The sequence below is a fragment of the Vibrio sp. 10N.247.310.24 genome (assembly GCF_041467175.1).
Taxonomy (GTDB): domain Bacteria; phylum Pseudomonadota; class Gammaproteobacteria; order Enterobacterales; family Vibrionaceae; genus Vibrio; species Vibrio tasmaniensis_A.
The window spans coordinates 1-17,235 of sequence record NZ_JBFSUD010000014.1; the positions used below are offsets into that span (position 1 = coordinate 1).

General features: G+C 44.9%; 15 protein-coding genes and 1 pseudogene. 8 read left to right on the forward strand and 8 right to left on the reverse strand.

Annotation, left to right across the window (positions count from 1 at the left end; genetic code table 11):
- The first annotated feature begins 200 nt into the window (after window positions 1–200).
- Window positions 201–821 carry an HAD family hydrolase gene (locus AB6E08_RS06565; RefSeq protein WP_372064842.1) on the forward strand — a complete coding sequence of 207 codons (621 nt, stop codon included), beginning with the start codon at window positions 201–203 and terminating at the stop codon, window positions 819–821.
- Window positions 822–1,028: 207 nt separating this feature from the next.
- Here AB6E08_RS06565 and AB6E08_RS06570 read toward each other — a convergent pair whose 3' ends face one another.
- Both AB6E08_RS06570 and add read right to left on the reverse strand, forming a co-directional pair.
- Window positions 1,029–1,604, reverse strand: coding sequence for a sugar O-acetyltransferase (locus AB6E08_RS06570; RefSeq protein WP_371694827.1), 576 nt, complete (start codon window positions 1,602–1,604; stop codon window positions 1,029–1,031).
- Window positions 1,605–1,771: 167 nt separating this feature from the next.
- Window positions 1,772–2,770 carry an adenosine deaminase gene (gene add / locus AB6E08_RS06575; protein WP_372064839.1) on the reverse strand — a complete coding sequence of 333 codons (999 nt, stop codon included), beginning with the start codon at window positions 2,768–2,770 and terminating at the stop codon, window positions 1,772–1,774.
- A gap of 120 nt (window positions 2,771–2,890) precedes the next feature.
- On the opposite strand from add, the gene AB6E08_RS06580 reads away from it, so the two are divergent.
- From AB6E08_RS06580 to AB6E08_RS06595, 4 genes are all read left to right on the forward strand, one after another.
- The gene (locus AB6E08_RS06580) at window positions 2,891–3,826 is read left to right on the forward strand and encodes a LysR substrate-binding domain-containing protein (RefSeq protein WP_012600083.1); all 936 of its coding nucleotides are present in this window, start codon (window positions 2,891–2,893) and stop codon (window positions 3,824–3,826) included.
- Between the two features lie 136 nt (window positions 3,827–3,962).
- Window positions 3,963–5,417: a glutathione synthase gene (locus AB6E08_RS06585; protein WP_372064836.1), complete on the forward strand. Its 1,455-nt coding sequence runs from the start codon at window positions 3,963–3,965 to the stop codon at window positions 5,415–5,417.
- Between the two features lie 207 nt (window positions 5,418–5,624).
- Complete coding sequence (locus tag AB6E08_RS06590; RefSeq protein ID WP_061020944.1) at window positions 5,625–6,143, forward strand: TetR/AcrR family transcriptional regulator; 519 nt, start codon at window positions 5,625–5,627, stop codon at window positions 6,141–6,143.
- Window positions 6,140–7,195 (forward strand): alcohol dehydrogenase family protein, encoded by a 1,056-nt coding sequence (locus AB6E08_RS06595; RefSeq protein WP_372064833.1) that lies wholly within the window; start codon window positions 6,140–6,142, stop codon window positions 7,193–7,195. Before AB6E08_RS06590 ends, AB6E08_RS06595 begins: the two co-directional genes overlap by 4 nt.
- A gap of 75 nt (window positions 7,196–7,270) precedes the next feature.
- On the opposite strand, the gene AB6E08_RS06600 is transcribed toward AB6E08_RS06595, so the two are convergent.
- The 4 genes and pseudogenes from AB6E08_RS06600 to AB6E08_RS06615 all read right to left on the reverse strand — a co-directional run.
- Entirely contained in the window at window positions 7,271–8,791 is a 1,521-nt protein-coding gene (locus AB6E08_RS06600) for an SgrR family transcriptional regulator (RefSeq protein WP_372064831.1), read from the reverse strand.
- A gap of 10 nt (window positions 8,792–8,801) precedes the next feature.
- Window positions 8,802–9,812, reverse strand: coding sequence for a Gfo/Idh/MocA family protein (locus AB6E08_RS06605; protein ID WP_371694834.1), 1,011 nt, complete (start codon window positions 9,810–9,812; stop codon window positions 8,802–8,804).
- Between the two features lie 113 nt (window positions 9,813–9,925).
- Window positions 9,926–10,825, reverse strand: coding sequence for a homocysteine S-methyltransferase family protein (locus AB6E08_RS06610; RefSeq protein ID WP_372064828.1), 900 nt, complete (start codon window positions 10,823–10,825; stop codon window positions 9,926–9,928).
- Between the two features lie 136 nt (window positions 10,826–10,961).
- Window positions 10,962–11,159, reverse strand: a pseudogene (locus AB6E08_RS06615) (IS110 family transposase); the annotation flags it as partial.
- 91 nt (window positions 11,160–11,250) lie between these two features.
- On the opposite strand from AB6E08_RS06615, the gene AB6E08_RS06620 reads away from it, so the two are divergent.
- Window positions 11,251–11,886 (forward strand): hypothetical protein, encoded by a 636-nt coding sequence (locus AB6E08_RS06620; RefSeq protein ID WP_371701214.1) that lies wholly within the window; start codon window positions 11,251–11,253, stop codon window positions 11,884–11,886.
- Between the two features lie 135 nt (window positions 11,887–12,021).
- Window positions 12,022–12,723, forward strand: coding sequence for a biotin/lipoate A/B protein ligase family protein (locus AB6E08_RS06625; protein ID WP_371707154.1), 702 nt, complete (start codon window positions 12,022–12,024; stop codon window positions 12,721–12,723).
- A 167-nt stretch (window positions 12,724–12,890) separates the two neighbouring features.
- Here AB6E08_RS06625 and AB6E08_RS06630 read toward each other — a convergent pair whose 3' ends face one another.
- Together AB6E08_RS06630 and AB6E08_RS06635 are read right to left on the reverse strand one after the other, a co-directional pair.
- On the reverse strand, window positions 12,891–13,700 hold the full coding sequence (locus tag AB6E08_RS06630) for an SDR family NAD(P)-dependent oxidoreductase (protein ID WP_371707153.1): 810 nt from the start codon (window positions 13,698–13,700) through the stop codon (window positions 12,891–12,893).
- 281 nt (window positions 13,701–13,981) lie between these two features.
- Window positions 13,982–16,054 carry an alkyl/aryl-sulfatase gene (locus AB6E08_RS06635; protein ID WP_372064823.1) on the reverse strand — a complete coding sequence of 691 codons (2,073 nt, stop codon included), beginning with the start codon at window positions 16,052–16,054 and terminating at the stop codon, window positions 13,982–13,984.
- Window positions 16,055–16,242: 188 nt separating this feature from the next.
- Here AB6E08_RS06635 and AB6E08_RS06640 point away from each other — a divergent pair, with 188 nt between their 5' ends.
- Window positions 16,243–17,157, forward strand: coding sequence for a LysR family transcriptional regulator (locus tag AB6E08_RS06640; protein ID WP_017097566.1), 915 nt, complete (start codon window positions 16,243–16,245; stop codon window positions 17,155–17,157).
- The last annotated feature ends 78 nt before the right edge of the window (window positions 17,158–17,235 follow it).

Consider the following 17,235-nt stretch of genomic DNA (forward strand, 5'->3'; position numbering starts at 1 on the left):
CCCAGCCAAATATCCGTTCAGGTTCAAGCAATAATGCTTATCCGAACGGCATTAATTTTTTATGATGGCCTTTTTCGTACCTGCTCGATGACATATTGTGATTTCACTCCTCATTTTGTAAAACAAGGTTATGAACTTTGAGGTGCGGCATTTAATGTCGGTGTTGTTGTTATTTCACGCGAATAATTCAGGAGCAAGGTATGAGTACTCATCAAATAAAAAATGTGGTATTTGACGTCGGCAATGTGATTGTACGTTGGTCACCGCTAGAAATTACTCGCCTGACTTTCGGGGAACTTGATGATCTGGAAACCCAAGCGCGTTCAATTTTCCAAAGTACGATTTGGTTGGATTTGAACAAAGGGTTCTTAACCGAAAATGAAGCCAAACTTCGCTACCAACAAGAGTTAGATTTATCTTCATTAGAGTGCGATCGCCTGTTCTACTACGTAAAGCAAACGCAGATCTTACTGTACGGTTCTATTGACCTCATCAAGCAAGTAAAACGAGCAGGCTATGCCGTGTATGCGTTAACCGATAACGTGGTTGAGATTGTTGAGTACCTAAAAGCCACCTACGAGTTTTGGCCACTGTTTGATGGTGCAACGGTATCGGCAGAGTTGGGCATGCTCAAACCTCAAGCTGAAATTTATCATGCTCTACTGTCCCAGCATGGTCTTGATGCTTCAGATACGGTGTTCATTGATGATATGCCCTCTAACGTTGAAGGGGCAAAGGCTGTAGGTATGGCCGGTATCCAGTTTAGTGATGCTGTGCAATGCGAGAACGCACTACGTGCTTTTGGCGTCGAATTGACGTGATCATGTAGCGAAGTGCTCAAATTATCTATATTTAGTCAGGTTTCTCTATGCGGATAGTCTAGGTAGAAAAGCTAAGTAGAAAATATTGATAAAAGAGAAAATGAATCGGTTAAAAAGAGGTGATGTTTCATATGAACATCGCCTCTTTTCTATTTGTTGTTCTAAGTGACTTCATTCTACTGATACGTTTTATTCTTCTATTTAGCTTTATTGTTCGGTATTCAGATGTCGAATCAACTTCGCTGGTGTACCGCCGTATAAGCAGTCTGGCGGTACATCACTGTTGACCACAGAGTTCGCAGCAATCACTGAACGAGCCCCAATTGTCACGCCTTGGTTGATCACTGAATTACCGCCAACCCACACATCATCTTCGATTGTTATTGGTAAACAGAAGGTTTCCCATTTACGGCGGCTACGATAATCAAGGGAGTGTGATGGCGTATAGAATTGGGCACTTGGTCCAATTAAAACATTGTTACCGATCTTGATGTTCGCACCATCTAGCATTACTGCGTTCATATTAATGAAGGTGTCGTCGCCAATCTCTATGGTTTTGCCAAACTCACAATGAAAAGGGGGCTGGATTAAGCTGCTATTACCAACCTTACCAAATAGCTGCTCTTGCAATGTGTGTTGCTGGTTTGGGTCTTGGTGGTGGTTGAAAGCCATTAGCGACTTTCTGGCATTGGCACGCATGGTATCAATTTCTTGATCTGCACCATCATACACTTGTCCAGATAGCATTTTTTCTAGTTCAGTTTTATTGTTTTTATTACTCATGCTTATCCACTTTACGAGAGTCTCGGTCTAAATGACGAATACTGCAAGATTAGCGACTTTTAGACATAAAAAAAGAGAAAAGCGTCAGCCTTTCTCTTCCTGTTTTGTGCTTTAAGCACTAATGCTAAGTGAGCCCTGCTATTCAGCAAAAGGCGCGCTTTGCCAAATTAGATTTGCTCAACGAAACCCATTAGGTGCTGTTTCACTTCGTCTGAAGCAAAAGCGCTGTCGACTGAGTATTTGTAGATTTCTACGTAGTCTTCTTTTGTTAGGCCGAATGTTTCACACACACGCTTCACTTCGTTGGTCATGGTTGTGTTCGACACAGTACGGTTGTCTGTGTTGATCGTAACAACGATGCCGTCTTTCTTGAATTCAGCAATTGGGTGGTCGCTGAATTTGTGAATACATTTAGTTTGAACGTTACTTGTTGGGCAAGTTTCAAGCGCAACTTGCTTCTCTTTAACGATGTTGTATGCGTCTTCGTTACCTTGGATGTGAACACCGTGGCCGATGCGTTCAGCGTCAAGCATTGTCACTGCATCGTAAACGTTTTGACCATGCCATTGCTCGCCAGCGTGCACGGTAATGCGGTAGCCTTTTTCAAGAGCGTATTGTGTGTATTCAGGGAATTCAGCACAGAAGCCTGGCTTTTCGCCGCCTGCGATATCAAACGCCACAACACCTTTACCTAGGTAGGGTTGGCCTGCGTCGATTACGTCTTTGATCGAATCTTTAGGGAACATACGAAGCACAGACATGATGTAGTTGCCTCTGATGTCGTATTTCTCTTCAGCGCGCTTCATGCCTTTTACTGCACTTGCAATGATCGTATCAAGAGACAGACCTTTATTTACGTGCAGGATTGGTGCGAAGCGAACTTCTAGGTATTTAACGTTTTCTAGTGCAGCGTCTTCGTAAAGCTCAAAAGAGATACGTTCAATCGCTTCTTCAGTCTGCATTACTTGCAGTGGCAGGCTGAAACAAGCCAGGTACTCATCTAGGTTTTTGCAATCTTCTGGCACCGTTAGAGATTGAACAACCGCGTTGCGATCTTCAGGTAGTTCGATATTGTACTGTTTTGCTAGGTCAATAATCGTGTCTGGGCGAACACTTCCGTCTAGGTGGCAGTGTAAATCAATCTTTGGTAGTGCTAGAAAATCCATGAGTATTCCTTAATTCTATTATTCTTTGAGTGTTTTAACTCACATGCGCTAAATTTACCAAGACAATGATATGATTTAAAGTGACAATTAATCATCATTAACCTGAATTTAGGGAATATCATGGTAGATGTTAAAAGCTTACTTAAATGCGATATGAATTTGCTGCTTTGCTTGCACGTTCTGATTGAAGAACGAAGTGTGAGTAAAACGGCAGAACGACTCTTTTTGAGCCAGTCTGCGGTAAGTAAACAGCTCACTAAACTCAGAGCTTTGTTTGATGATCCGCTGTTTGAGCGTGAATCAAAGGGTCTATTCCCAACACCCAAAGCACTCGCGTTAGCGCCTAAGATCCACCAAATTCTACTGCAAATCGAAAAGCTGACTGTTCCCGAAGTTTTCGACCCCAAAGACAGTGAGCGTACCTTTACTATAGACCTTGTCGAAACCGCGTACACGGCGATTTACCCGCATTTTATGCCGACAGCACTTGCCGATGCGCCGCACATCACCATCAACAGTTCAACGTGGAGCAGCGACAGCTTCAAGCGCTTACTGAAACGTGAGGTGGATTTTGGTATCGGCATCTTTGAGCTAGATGAGCGCGCTTCTACCCATGTCCAGTGTATCCCTGACGAGTTGGATTACGTGGAACTGTGCTTGGATTACTCGGTGTGTTTGATGCGAAATGACCACCCAGCCTTGCAAGAAGAGTGGAACCTCGGCACCTTCTTGAAGTATCGACACATACAGTTGGTGACGGGTGGAGCGGGTGACTGGTTATTGATGGAAGTGCTTAACTCAAAGCAGCTTGAAATCAACAAAGCCGCTAATGTTTCAGACATCACCAGTGCCATTAAGCTGTGTAAGCAGAGTGATTTACTTATGTGTTACCCATACAACTCGGTACGCGATTACATTGATAGCGGAGAGTTGGTGATGAAGCCTGTCCCGGTTGATTTGGTGCCGGGAGGCTTGTTCCTGTTATGGCACAAATACTTCGATTCAGAGCCGAGCCACAAATGGTTGCGCGACCTGATCATCGAGCAGACTCGATAGTTGGAATGTATAATTAATTCAAGCTTTTGAAAGATAGGACAAACGTAGTTGTTTGATAAATAATCCAGTTCTATTTCGTCTTTTGGAATTAAGCTTCGTCTTATTCTGGGTGCTATTTTTATTTGGAAGATGAGAGATGACAATTCCACGGTTACCACAACAAATTATTGAAGACGTGTGTGAGTGGGCGATCATGCACGGTGTTGCATTTCGCCAGTCAGATAATACCGCTAGGCATTGTCCTTTCAGCATTGCTCCTATGACTATGGAGCGTGAGGTGTATGAACACTTGTTGAAGGTAACACCGCTGATCACCAAGTTAATCAGCAATGTTTCCGAAGATCATGATTTCTTGCAGTCATCACTGAGTGATATGGCCAAAGCTGATCCGTTTTTTGGCCGTTTGATGGAACTGCATCAACAAGCGCATGGCAGTGCGGATGAACGCTTGAATCCGGCTCGTCAGTCACTGCTATTGATGCGAACCGATTTTATGGATGATCGCCAACACGGCGCGAAAGTGATCGAGTTCAATGGTATTGCAGCAGGCATGGCTCCATTCGGGCAAAAGGCCACAGATTTCCATGATTACATGCAAAATCAATGGCCTGAGACTTATCAGAGCTGGCTTGAAGATAAATCTGCGACACCTGCTGAAAACCAAGGCTTAACGCAGTTGGCTTATGGTATTGCGACTTCAGCAAGAAAAGTGCGAGCTGACTTTAATGATTCAGATAAGCCAACATTCTTGATGGTAGTACAAAAGAATGAAGACAATGTTTACGACCAACACCTACTCGAAATTGAACTGCAAAAGCAGGGTGTACGTACGGTTCGTCGCACTTTTGAACAACTGAGCTGTCAGCTTTCATCGGGTGATAAGCAACGTTTGTTATTGCAAGATGTCGGCGCGGTTGATGTGGTGTACCTAAGAGCGGGCTATCAGTATTCAGATTACTGGGCACCAGAACTCAACGAATCGGTTTGTTGTCATACACTAAACCAAACGCGCGTGTTTATGGAACAACACCATGTCGCAATGAACGCGACCATCAGTCAACAATTAGCGACCAGTAAAACCATGCAAATGCGGCTGACCATGATGCCAGCATCTGAATACGCACGTTGGGGTTTAACGCTAGAAGAAGCGGAATTGGTGAAGAGTGTTTTAGCAGATATGAAGCCAATCACCAGTGAATCGATTGAATGGTTTAACACACAAGCTGATAAGCAAGAGTGGGTGTTGAAAAACCAAGGCGAGGGCGGCGGCCATTGTGTCTTTGGTGACGACATTAGCGAGCAATTGAGTCAACTTAAGCCAGAAGAGTACGACGCATGGGCATTGATGCAGCGCTTGTACCCGCATGAACGTGACGTACCAACCATTGCAGTGCGTGACACTCAACAAACGCTAGTGACAGATTTAGTCAGCGAAGTCGGCCTATTCACCGCTTACTACCAAGGTAAGCCAGTGACCGAACTGGACGGCTACGCGGGCTACTTGATCCGCAGTAAACCAGCCAGCGAAAACGAAGGCGGGATCCACAGCGGCAAAGGCATTCTAGATTCGTTGGTGTTGATTGAGCCCTAATCTTATTAAGCATTAAGTAAGTTGTTTTGATAACTGAAATCCCGCTCCTACTTGGTAGCGGGATTTTTCGTTTATAGGACGACAAAAAGATCTCATTGACATGGGTAGAGTGATCGTTCTACTCTGTGGGTGGAACAACCATTCTACCTGTTGTTATACCTATCACTGTTACTTACTACGATTGGTATTCAGTATTAAGAGAGCATTATGTTGAGAGAGCAGATTGCAGCAAGCCTTGAAGTGGCGTTTAGCCAGCAAGGTTTTGCGGAACCGAGCGTTGCACAACTGAAAACCGCGTGCAACGTGAGCCTGAGAACCTTGTATAAACACTTCCCTTCAAAAGAAGCGATGATCGTTGGGGCGTTAGAACATCGTCACCAGCGCTACTTGAGTCTGCTGTTGGAAGATTCCCCTCGCTCGGGCTACCAAGCGATTACTCATATCTTCAACAAGCTTCAACAGTGGATGGAAGAGTACGCGCCGCACGGTTGTTTATCTATGAACGCACTGGCTGCTTTTCCTGACAACGAACTGATTAACCAAGCCGTAATCGAGCATAAGAAAGAAGTTCAGGCGTTAATGGCTAAGCAAAGCCAAAGAGAAGACCTCGCTTCAGAGCTCTTTTTACTTCATGAAGGCGTATCAAGCGCGTGGCCAGTATTGGGCGAAGAAGCAGTGGCATCTGCACAGAATATGGTGACAAAATTACTCAAGGAAACAGTATGAATTTTGAAGTGCCAAAAACAATGAAAGGCGTAGAGATGTTAGGGCACGGCGGTGCAGAAATGCTTGGTTACCGTGAAGATATCGCTGTTCCTCAAATTGAACCTAATGAAGTGCTGATCAAGGTGATGGCCGCAGGCGTGAACAACACCGACATCAACACACGAATCGGTTGGTATTCTAAAAGTGATGACTCAGACGATGCCAGTTGGTCTGGCGAAGCGTTGAAATTCCCTCGCATCCAAGGAGCCGATGTGTGCGGTTTCATCGTAGCCGTTGGTAACGAAGTTTCGGCTGAACGTATTGGCGAGCGTGTTCTGATTGAGCCTTGTTTGACTGAAGTTTACGGAAGAGATCTGCCACAGCCATGGTATTTCGGTTCGGAGTGCGATGGTGGTTTTGCTGAGTACACAAAAGTGGCAGCGAAACACGCTTATGCGGTGAACAGTTCTATGTCGGATGTAGAGCTAGCGTCTTTCCCATGTTCTTACTCAACAGCAGAGAACATGCTGACTCGCGCAAATGTGGCTGAAGGTGATCGTGTGCTTATCTCCGGAGCATCGGGCGGTGTGGGTTCAGCGGCGATTCAATTGGCGAAAGCACGCGGTGCTTACGTGATTGCAATTACTAGCCCAAGCAAGAACCAACAGTTACTTGAATTGGGTGCTGATGAAGTGATTGCTCGTGATGCTGATTTGGTGGAAGCATTAGGTGTAAATAGTGTGCATGTGGTTATCGATTTGGTTGCCGGTGACAAGTGGCCAGAGTTTCTTGAAGTCCTAAAATCGCATGGTCGTTATGCCGTCTCTGGTGCGATTGGTGGTGCGATGGTCGAGCTTGATGTACGTACTTTATATTTGAAAGATTTGAGCTTCTTCGGTTGTACAGTGTTGGAGCCTCAAATATTCCAAAACTTGGTTAACCGAATTGAGAAACAGCAGATTGGCGCAATTGTCGCGGAGTCATTCCCATTGGCTGACATCCATACTGCACAAGACGAGTTCTTGAAGAAAAAACACGTCGGCAAGATAGTGTTGGAAGTGGCTCAGAGATAAAGTAACGGTACGCGACACTAGACTCGATCCATTATGTAAAAGTCGGTAAGGTTAGCAAACTTGTCTAGCCATAAATTACAAATGGTTGATCCATAATTGGTCGAGATCGCACCAACCGAAACCATTGACTTGCGCGCTGTGTATCTTTTCAGAAATTTCCAAATTGAACACCTCTTGCTTTAGCTCAATCACAACTCCAGAGTCATTCAACCAATGCTTCAGTTCCAACAGTGCATTCATCGCTAACTCAAAGTTGGGCTGGTTTCTTATCGAGGCTAAGCCTTGTTCGATTGTCTCTAGCATCTCAGCAGGCAGCGTTAAGTCCTCAAACGGGAAGCGACTGAAGAAGCTTAACCACGAAGTGAAGGTGTCGTTCTCATCAATAATGCTACACAACACGACGTCTTTGGTTGTTAGGTAGCTAGTTAGGTAATGTCCATATTCCACGTTGGTTTTTCTGTCGCCAGACACTGACAACTGCTCGAAAAGGGTTTGGCATTCAGAGGTGTCTTCAACAGTAAATTCACGAAGTGACTTAGTTAATGCTGGGTTTTGAATCTTGAAAAACGTCGAGCAAGAATCCGGTTGAGAAGAATGGTCATCGCCACGCACGGTGGTCGTCTTTTCGGGCAGTTTCACGCACACCTGATTTTGAGCGCAGGCTTTACCCTGTGCCCATTCTGGATAGACCCACAACTCGACTCGATTAAGAATCGGCGTGCTGTGTGAATACGCGCTATTGCGGCTCAATCTCAACATATTGCTTGAGAAGATGTCTAACGAGAACGCGCCAGAACCAATCAGCCTATCAGTCGGTGATGAGTGATCAAAAATGGAGGCTTCAGCTTTGGCAAGTAGGCGTGGTAAGTGCCAATCAGGTTGATTCAATTTCACGACAACCACATTACCTGCCGAGGCAGAGACCTCATCAATATGCTGATAACAGCGACGCCATATTTTGCTTTGGCAGAGTGAGTTAAGGTTGCGCGCTATGTCTTGAGGTTCGAGTGTTCGACCGTTATGAAAGCGAACGCCATTGCGTATTTGAAAGTGCCACTGTGTCGCATCTTCATTAGGCTGCCAATGATAAGCCAGATCGCCGCTGAGTTTACCGTGCTTAACAGAGGTTAGGCGTTGGCAAATTTGCATCACTAAGAAACGTTCGGTGCGTCTAAGCACTCTTTGAGGGTGAAGAGCCTCGAGCTCTCGGTGAAAGGGGGTGTACGCGATATTCTGCGCCGACGAATTGGTATTGCTTAGAAAGGCTTGCAACTCAGCGCCAGCATTGCGGCCATTGAAGCTCAAGGTGCTAAACACCTGTTCTATGTTACCTGCGTCAGCTTGGGTTTGTGTGTATTGGTAACACGCCTCAATGGGCTCAACCAGACACGTGAGTTGTGCTTTCTTGCTTCGGCCTGAGCTGGCTTGCCACTCAATCCAACCTTGTGCTGTCATCGCTTTTATTAAGGTCTGAACATGACGTTCACTCACATGCAGCAGTGTAGCCAGTTGGTTGACCTGACAATGCGATACTCCAGGCCCAAAAGCCTGAAATATCTTTTCATACAGTTCAAGCTTGCGCTTAAGGTTGCCCAATTTGCTTTTCCTAACGACGAGGTTGAGTTAAATGTGGATAGCCAGAGTCAATGAGTGCTTTTTCCATCGTATCGAGAACTCGAGAGGTTATCTCTGAGCTTAGGATATTCGACTCAGTTTTGCCTTGAAGCACCAAATCTGAAAAATGGTCGATTTCAAATTCGAACCCATTGCCCGTCACTCGTTTGTTGATGGTCGACTTCTGCCCTTGATGTTCAATCTCAATAAAGGCCGGATTCCACCATTTTTCGTGAATGGTGATCTTGGTATCTGGCCCACTCAAATGTGCTGACCGGGGAAGATTTTGCACGGTTGATGCCGATATCTTACCGTTCATATCACCAGAGAATGTAAAGCACGCATCGGTATCGACATTCGCGCCCTCATACAGACACGACATCTCTACCTGAGGTTCTGAAGGGGTCACCCCCAGTGTTCTGCACAGATCGTAAAAGAACCAAAGCCCATAGACCCCAACATCAAGCGTTGCTCCGCCTGACAAATCCGGATTGAAGATAAATAAGCCCGGCTCATAGTCATGATGGTTACCAAAGCTGGCTTCGATTGAATCTATCTGAATGTTGTTATAGACCAAGAATGATTGAAGCTCACGATACGCGGGAAACACCACGGTTTTCATTGCTTCTAGCAACATCACACCATTTTGATTTGCGAGAGCTTTCATCTCCAGCCAATCATCAAGATTGGTGAAAGCGGGCTTCTCGACCAATACGTGTTTTTTATGGCTTAGAAACAGTTCAGCTAAAGGCTTGTGATAAGGATGAACCGTAGCGATGTAAACCGCTTCAACACTAGGGTCATTCGCCATGGCTTCATAAGACCCATAAGCCTTGTCGCAACCAAACTTATTGGCGAACGTCGCTGCGCGTGAGTGATCTCTTGCGGCAACGGCATACAATTCACCATGCAGACAGTGCTCGATTACAGCTGTTGCGAATCGATTGGCGATATTGCCTAGCCCAGCGATACCCCATTTAATTTTACGTTGCGTGTCGCTCATCAGTTGCTCCAAATCGTTGTTTTGTATCAGTGTACTCAGAGACGCCACATACAAATAGAGAACAGATTTCTCAACCTGTTCTCTATTTATTTTATTCTAGTTGAAGATCTGGATCAGCTCTGTGTGTGGCGTTTCCAATCGGCTAGGGCTTGAATGTGTTTTGGTCCAATACCGCAGCAACCACCGATAATATTCGCTCCCAGGGCGTGCCAGCGTTTTGCGTAAACTAAATAACCTTGGCCATCCAGTTCACGTATCTCTTGAAGCATATCATTAGCTTCATGTTCGCTGCTGATAGGTGCAAAGTTATTGGCGTAGACACCAATTTCTAAATCACTACCTAGCTCACCAATCACTTTCTTAGCATCGATAATGGCTTGATCCATCACTTCAGGCACTGAGCAGTTAAACATTATGCCTGTCGCGTTTGATTGGCAGGCAAGTTTGATCGCGGATGTTACGCTTTCGCCTGAACGAATATTGGCAGAATCGCCCTTGGTGTCTTCCAAACTGAATGCGTAGTAACAAGGTTTATCTGACTGCTTAAGAACCGCATGAATGGATTCGAATTCTTGCAGGCTACAAATGGTTTCCGCTATCCAAAGGTCGATGTTTGGGTCTTGAGCATCGTAAAGCGTTTGAATGATTGGCGCCGCCTCTTCTACCTTAAACAAGTCTGGTCGGTAGCTGCCGAATGGTGGTGGAATCGCGCCTGCTACTTTCACTGTGTGAGGGGCATTGTCAGCAACTGCTTTAGCCAGTTCGCCAGATAGTGCAGCGAGTTCAAAGCCTCGTTGTTCAAAGAGCTCTTCACCCAAGTGAAAAGGCACACACGCGTAGCTATTGGTGATCAGGATTTCAGCACCTGCATCGACAAAGTTTTGATGCGCTTGGCTAACAAAGTCGGGTGCTTCAATCAGCGCTTGAGCACTCCAAAGCGGTTGAGAAAATGGCGCGCCAATTTCTTTGAGTTCTCGGCCCATGCCGCCATCAAGTATGGTTAGTGTTTTCATATTCAATACTATCTAAACAATTGCTGAAGTTCTGCCGACACCATATCAGACAACCTTGTCAGACAGAAGCCATCAAGCCCCTGAGTTATCGAGAAAAGGTGTCGGACTGTTTTGGAGATAGCCACGGCATAATTTAGATTACCCTTTCCCAATAATGTGTACCACCACACGCATCAATATCTATACGCATGAGTGGCATATTTGCTATTGTAGTCAGCAGTTTAGAGCGAGTTACCGGCTTATGAAGTATTATCTTACCATTTTGGTCTACGGCATGAAGACTGAAGTGGTTTTTAGCTAGGTTGATACCGCAGAAATAAGAATAATCAGACATGGTGCCTCCGATGCATTTAAGTACTGCATAAGTGTGGCAGATCCTCAGTAGGGGGAATCCATGTCATTCGTTATGTTTTCTAGAGGAATTTATGAGTGTAGAGAACTGGTTGATAGGCATTGTATGTGCAGTGTTCGGCGTTGTAGCAGGTCATGTTCTAACTTCGAGATTGTACGGCCAAAGAGTAGAATCTCTAGAACAGGCGATGAATGATGAGTTCGAGTTTCTACGTGTAGAAATGGAGCGTTGGTTCCCTAAACTGTTACTCGAACATCAAAAACCAATTCAGGATGTTTATTCGGTTATTCCGGCCATTGACTTGTCTCTGGTTGAAAACATCGTTATCGAATTAGCTTCGAGCAAGCGTAGAGTTACGAGAGAGCAAAGGAAATTTATAATCAGGCTAAAGTTTCTTTTGGCTCATGCAGTAGAAATTGACTCGCAGCGAGGGGTATTAGTTAAAAAGTTATTTGAGACAGAAAACCTAATTGATCTTGGTGAAAAACGAGAAATAGGCAATCGAATCTCTTTCCTAACAGCTCAATTACTAATTGATGCCGCTGAAACCATCTTTTATTTAATTAAATTGTCTGAAGAACAGCGCAACTTTGAAATTAATGAACACCACAGCTATAAAGACTACATTGATGTTGCTTGTAAGCTATCAAATGTGGAAGTTCAGCCTGATGTTTGGCGCATGGTTTATGTGCAAACAGGGATCGAGTAGACATAACAATAACAAACGACTGTTGTAGCAATAACTAACTTTTGGTGCTGTTTTCATCTCACATAGTCCCATATGTCATCAACCATTGCAGAACGTTAAATGGTAGGTCACCACAATCTGTAGAGGAAAAGTGCATTGAAGTTAACGAATAAACTCGTACGTTACCCGCACATTGATGTTGATCGTGCGTTTGAAAAAGAAGCTGAATTATTGCAGCAAATTCAGGCGGGTGAGATTGGACAAGCCTTAATGCTGTGGCAAGCAAAAACGCCAACACTTGTGTTACCGGCAGGTAAAAAGTGGCCAGTGACGTTAGAGTCTAGAAAGCAACTTGTGGCACAAGGCTGGCAACTCACCTCACGTAAAACGGGTGGTGCTCCCGTTCCTCAACTGCCGGGGATCATTAACCTATCGCACATTTACCATTGGCCTCGTGATGAAGCTTACAACATCCAAAAAGCCTATCTACATCTGTGCAATGTCTTAACCCTGTTTTTCAAAGAACTGGGCATCGATGTGGATGTACACGCCACCCCCGGTTCTTATTGTGATGGCGACTACAATCTCAATATCAATAAACAAAAAATAGTGGGCACTGCGCAGCGTGTTTTGCTTAAACAAGGGGGCGGCCAAATCGTACTTTCGCAAGCCTGTATCTTGTTAGATGTCGACTTAGAGAACATCGTTGCGCCTGTGAATTCTTATAATCAAATTTGCGATAACCCAACCGTGGTCGATGCGCAGGTTCATACTCCGTTGTCCGCACATCTGACAACCCTTCCCAATGTCGACTCACTCTTTCAGGAGTTAAGCCAAGCTTTCATCAAGTATGCGTAATGTCTTCCTTTCGCTAACACCAGTTAACTTGTCGGGTGGATGAACCATTTCAATTCTATCTAAACAATTGCTGGAGTTCTGTCGTAACCACATCAGACAACTTTGGGTTGTGGAGTGCTCCTAAATACGGAGCACTCATTGTATCTGAGTAGTGAGCGTGGCATTAGCTAGAGCTTTTTTGCAAGTAACTGGTCAAGAGTCGTCACCAGCTTCTGATTTTTCTCCGTATTTAATGCATCAGCATGAGGGTCTTTAAATAGCCCTGAGTCATTATCAAAATACTTCCCAGAAGCGTTAGAAAACTCTTCCGATAGTGCCGCTCGGCATAAGATATCAGCGCCAATCCCTAAGTCATTACCTTCCAAACCATACGCATCTTTAACCAATTTACTGCCAAGAAATGAGGCCGGATTAACGGGAATGATTAGAGGCCCTTGATCTCTTAATTGGTGCGCAAGATGGATTGACCACATCGTTAACGCCAACTTACTTTGTGCGTAGATGGGGCCATCTAAAGCGTCAGGATTTGGGCTGACAAGTGCCTCGAGATCGACCGATGACTGAGCGGCTGAAGATAGATTGACGATGCGACCGTTGGCATCAAAAAGTGGTAGCAGCTTTTGAGTCAGTAAATAAGGGGCAATGGTGTTCACAACAAAACGTACATCAAGGTTGTCTGAGGTGGTGACTTCCGAAACCTTGTAGACACCAGCATTGTTAGTGAGTACATCGAGCTGTTCATGCTTCGACTTTATTTGGTTGGCGAGGGCTTTAACTTCAGAAAGAGAAGAGAGATCAGCAACATAATTTTCGATAATCGCATCCTTGGATAATCGAGAAAGGCCGGCTTCTACTTTGCTGAGTTTTGTTGGGTTACGTCCATGGATAAGGATGTGATGCCCTTGTTGGGCTAACATTTTCGCGGTCTCTAAACCGATACCATCTGTCGCACCTGTAATCATGATCTTTTTTCGCATCTTCCTTCCTTGAATAAAGAGTCCGGACAACTTTTATAACAAAGTTTGATTGCACAAAGTTTCTACTACTTCACATGCTGAGATATAGAAAGTACGGATGTGTATTACGATTGAGAAACCGTGAAACAAGGGTGTGGCTTTTCATTTTATTTTCTTGATATCGAGTAAAGCTCAAATCAAAAAAGCCTCAACCAGTTTAATGGTTGAGGCTTGGTCGTATTAGCCTTGTTTCAGCCTATTTAGGCCAGTTTGACGTTGTAATTATTTTACCTAAGAGCTGCTTAGTGAGCGTGCTCGTGTGAATCTTGGTACAACTCAGCGTCGACTTCTTCGCCTTTGTTTGGACGAGGAACAATCTCAAAAGAGGTATCCGCTTCAGTCAATGAAGACAGCAGTTTGTTCAACGATGTTTTGTCTCCTTTCACGCCCGCTTGGCCATCTTCCAATAATTGGTTGAGTGTCGTTTTCTTCAGTACGATGTCTGATACATCTGATTTGTTGATGATCAGTGTGGTATCGGCATCTTGCAGGTCAGTTACTTGAATGTTGTTCAGGTTGCCATTCGACATCTCTACGTAGTAGAACTCTTTCACATCAGGTAATTGGATATTCATGGTAAACGGCGTGTCTTGCGCCTTCAATGAGTCCACTTTTACCGCTAAGTAATCCAGCAAGTTTTCGATGGTCATGTTCGCCAATACATCCGGAGAAGCCGTTTTTGGTGCGCCCGGTTGTGTGCCGATACGCAGTTCTTGAGCACCTGTTAGATAGATGTTTCTCCACCCTGCGCCTTCTGATTGGTAGCCTAGCTGTTCATAAGTATCGGCCAGTAAACCACGCGCTTTTTTGTTCTCAGGTTCCGCTTGGACAACCTTGTTAAGTGCCGTTGCAACGAAGCGATATTCACCTTCTTGGAAATCTTGTTGCGCTTTTTCAATCACCGCGTCACTGCCACCCATGTATTCAACAAACTTAACCGACTCTGGGTGAATTTGTAGCGGGTTCAGATTGGCTGGGTTCATGTCGAAGTAGCCAAGGTACATGTTGTACACCGCACGGGCATTGTGAGAGTAAGTACCGTGGTAACCATTGGTGTGCCAAGACTGTTGAATGCTGTCTGGCATGACTTTGTAGATCTCGTCGCCAATGTCTTGCAAAACGACACCATTGCTCGCTAGGCGAAGTGTTTGGTTATGAGTAAAACCGTAAGCGTCACGCTGCATTTTTAGGTAGTCAGAGATCTCTTGTTCGCCCCAAATTGGCGATGAGTGAGAGGCAAACAATACCTCGGTATCTTCACCCCAAGTGACCAACATCTCGTTGATCTTCTTAGACCACTTCAAGCCATCACGTACTTTTGCACCACGCAATGTGTAGAGGTTGAGCATGCCTTGATACGTTAGCTCACCAGTCCAAAGTGCCTTCATGCTCGGAATGTAGGTCACCATTTCTGATGCCGCTTCAGTGCCTGATGCATCCATGAATTGCATCTCTAGGCCGTCGATAACTAGCGTTTCAATTTCTTCGCTATGGTTAAGTTCGTAATCCGGCAATACGTAAGTAATGGTGCCAGTCGACAAGCCTTTCGCGAGTGCCGCATCCACAATACCGTGCTCATGACGATTCAGTGTTGCGCCATATTGATAAGCGGTACGTCGAGACATCGCATTACCTGCCAGTACGTTTTCGTCGACGATTTCTTTAGTGATGTTTTTAGAACCGTACACTTTTACGTCTGGGTAAGCTTCTTTGATTGCTCGTGCACCGCCAAAGTGATCGGCATGTGAGTGTGAGTAAATCATCGCTACGACAGGTAAGTCGCCACCATCAGGCACGTTGTTCTTGAAGAACTTTAATGACTTAGCCGCGGATTCTTTTGTGAGAAGAACGTCGTAAGCAATCCAACCATTGTCACTGCGGATGAAAGATATCGACGCCAGATCAGCACCACGAACTTGATACACTTTGCCTGGGACAACTTCGTATAAACCTTCAGCAGCTTGGTTCAGCACGGCTTGACGCCAAAGAGAAGGGTTTACTGAATCAGGCGCTTGATCGGCATTGTTCACGCTAGGGTCGATGAAGTTGAAGCTGTTACGAATAATATCGCCAGTTTCTTGATCGAAGCTCGCAATCAACCCTTTGTTGTTATTGTCGAACGCGCGAGTGTCTTCGAAGTTCAGCGTTTTCGCGAATTTTTGGTTTGCTTTCGTCGTCATCTCGGTCGCATCTTTGCCACCCTGATCGCCGATATCGCTAAAGTGTGCGTGGTCATGGTTAGCTGCAATAGCAGGAAACGCAAGAGAGATTGCTAGGAACAGTGATGCATTTTTGAAAGTGCGTGATGGAGTCATAGGTGCCTCTTCAATTCGGGATTTCGTTTCGTTGAGGAAATTATATGCCTAAGACATATAGCAAAAAATAAAGTAAGCTTTAGTTAACACATCACGATTAGCTATGTATTGAGTCGTGCAATGGTTAGGGAACGAAGATAAAACCTGACCTATGATTGATTAAGAGCACATTGACAGGGAGAGTAACGGTGAGCGACATGGAAAAGTTGGATTTAAATCTACTGAGCGTGTTCTTAGAAGTGTATCGATTAAAGTCGATCACGCTTGCATCAGAATCGCTTGGTATGACTCAACCTGGAGTCAGTGGCGCTTTGAAACGGCTGCAAGCACAATTGGGTACAGACCTTTTTATTCGAGAGGGTAGAGGTATAACACCGACCAATGCAGCGATGCAGTTGGCGTTACGTGTAGAGCCCGCACTGGACGGGATAACCAGCGCTGTCAGTACCTTAAAGCAGTTTGATAATCAGCAACATCATGTGTTTCGAATTCTGGTCAACGAGATCGGTTTAACCAAGCTTCAGCCCCTTGTGGAAAAGGACGATACGCTTGGTAATATCTCAATTGAATTCAATATGGTGCCAAGTAATGAAGAAGATCTGCTGCAGAGTTTGAGCATGCAGCAAGCCGACTTAGCGATCGATATTCACTACCCACAAGTGAATGGCTATATGAACCAGCAAGTGATTGAAGATGAGCTCGTGCTGATCGCCAAGAAAGGGCATCCAAGGATTGATGGATCGGTAACGGAAGCGCAGTATTATCATGAGAAACACATCACCTTCAGAATGCGTCGCTCTCACCTTTACACCGCGGATTACTTTACAAAAAATCCGATACAGCAGCGAAAAGTCAGTTCCGAATGTGATTCATTGATGACGATGTGTGTGTTGGTCTCTGGCTCCGACTGTGTTGGTAGCACATCTAGAGGTTTTGCTAATCAGTTTGCGGAGCGATTCCAACTGCAAGTGCTCGAGCAACCTTTTGAGGTCTTGCCGATGAAACAGTATATGATTTGGCATAAACGAACAGACTTAAACACGGCACATCAATGGTTAAGAACCAAGATTCAACAATACATGACGAGCTCTCAAAGTTGTTAACGATTCAATGAAAAACGGCTTCCATTTGGAGGCCGTTTTTGTCTCTGTTACTTGAGGGTTTTAATTAGGTTTTTGGGA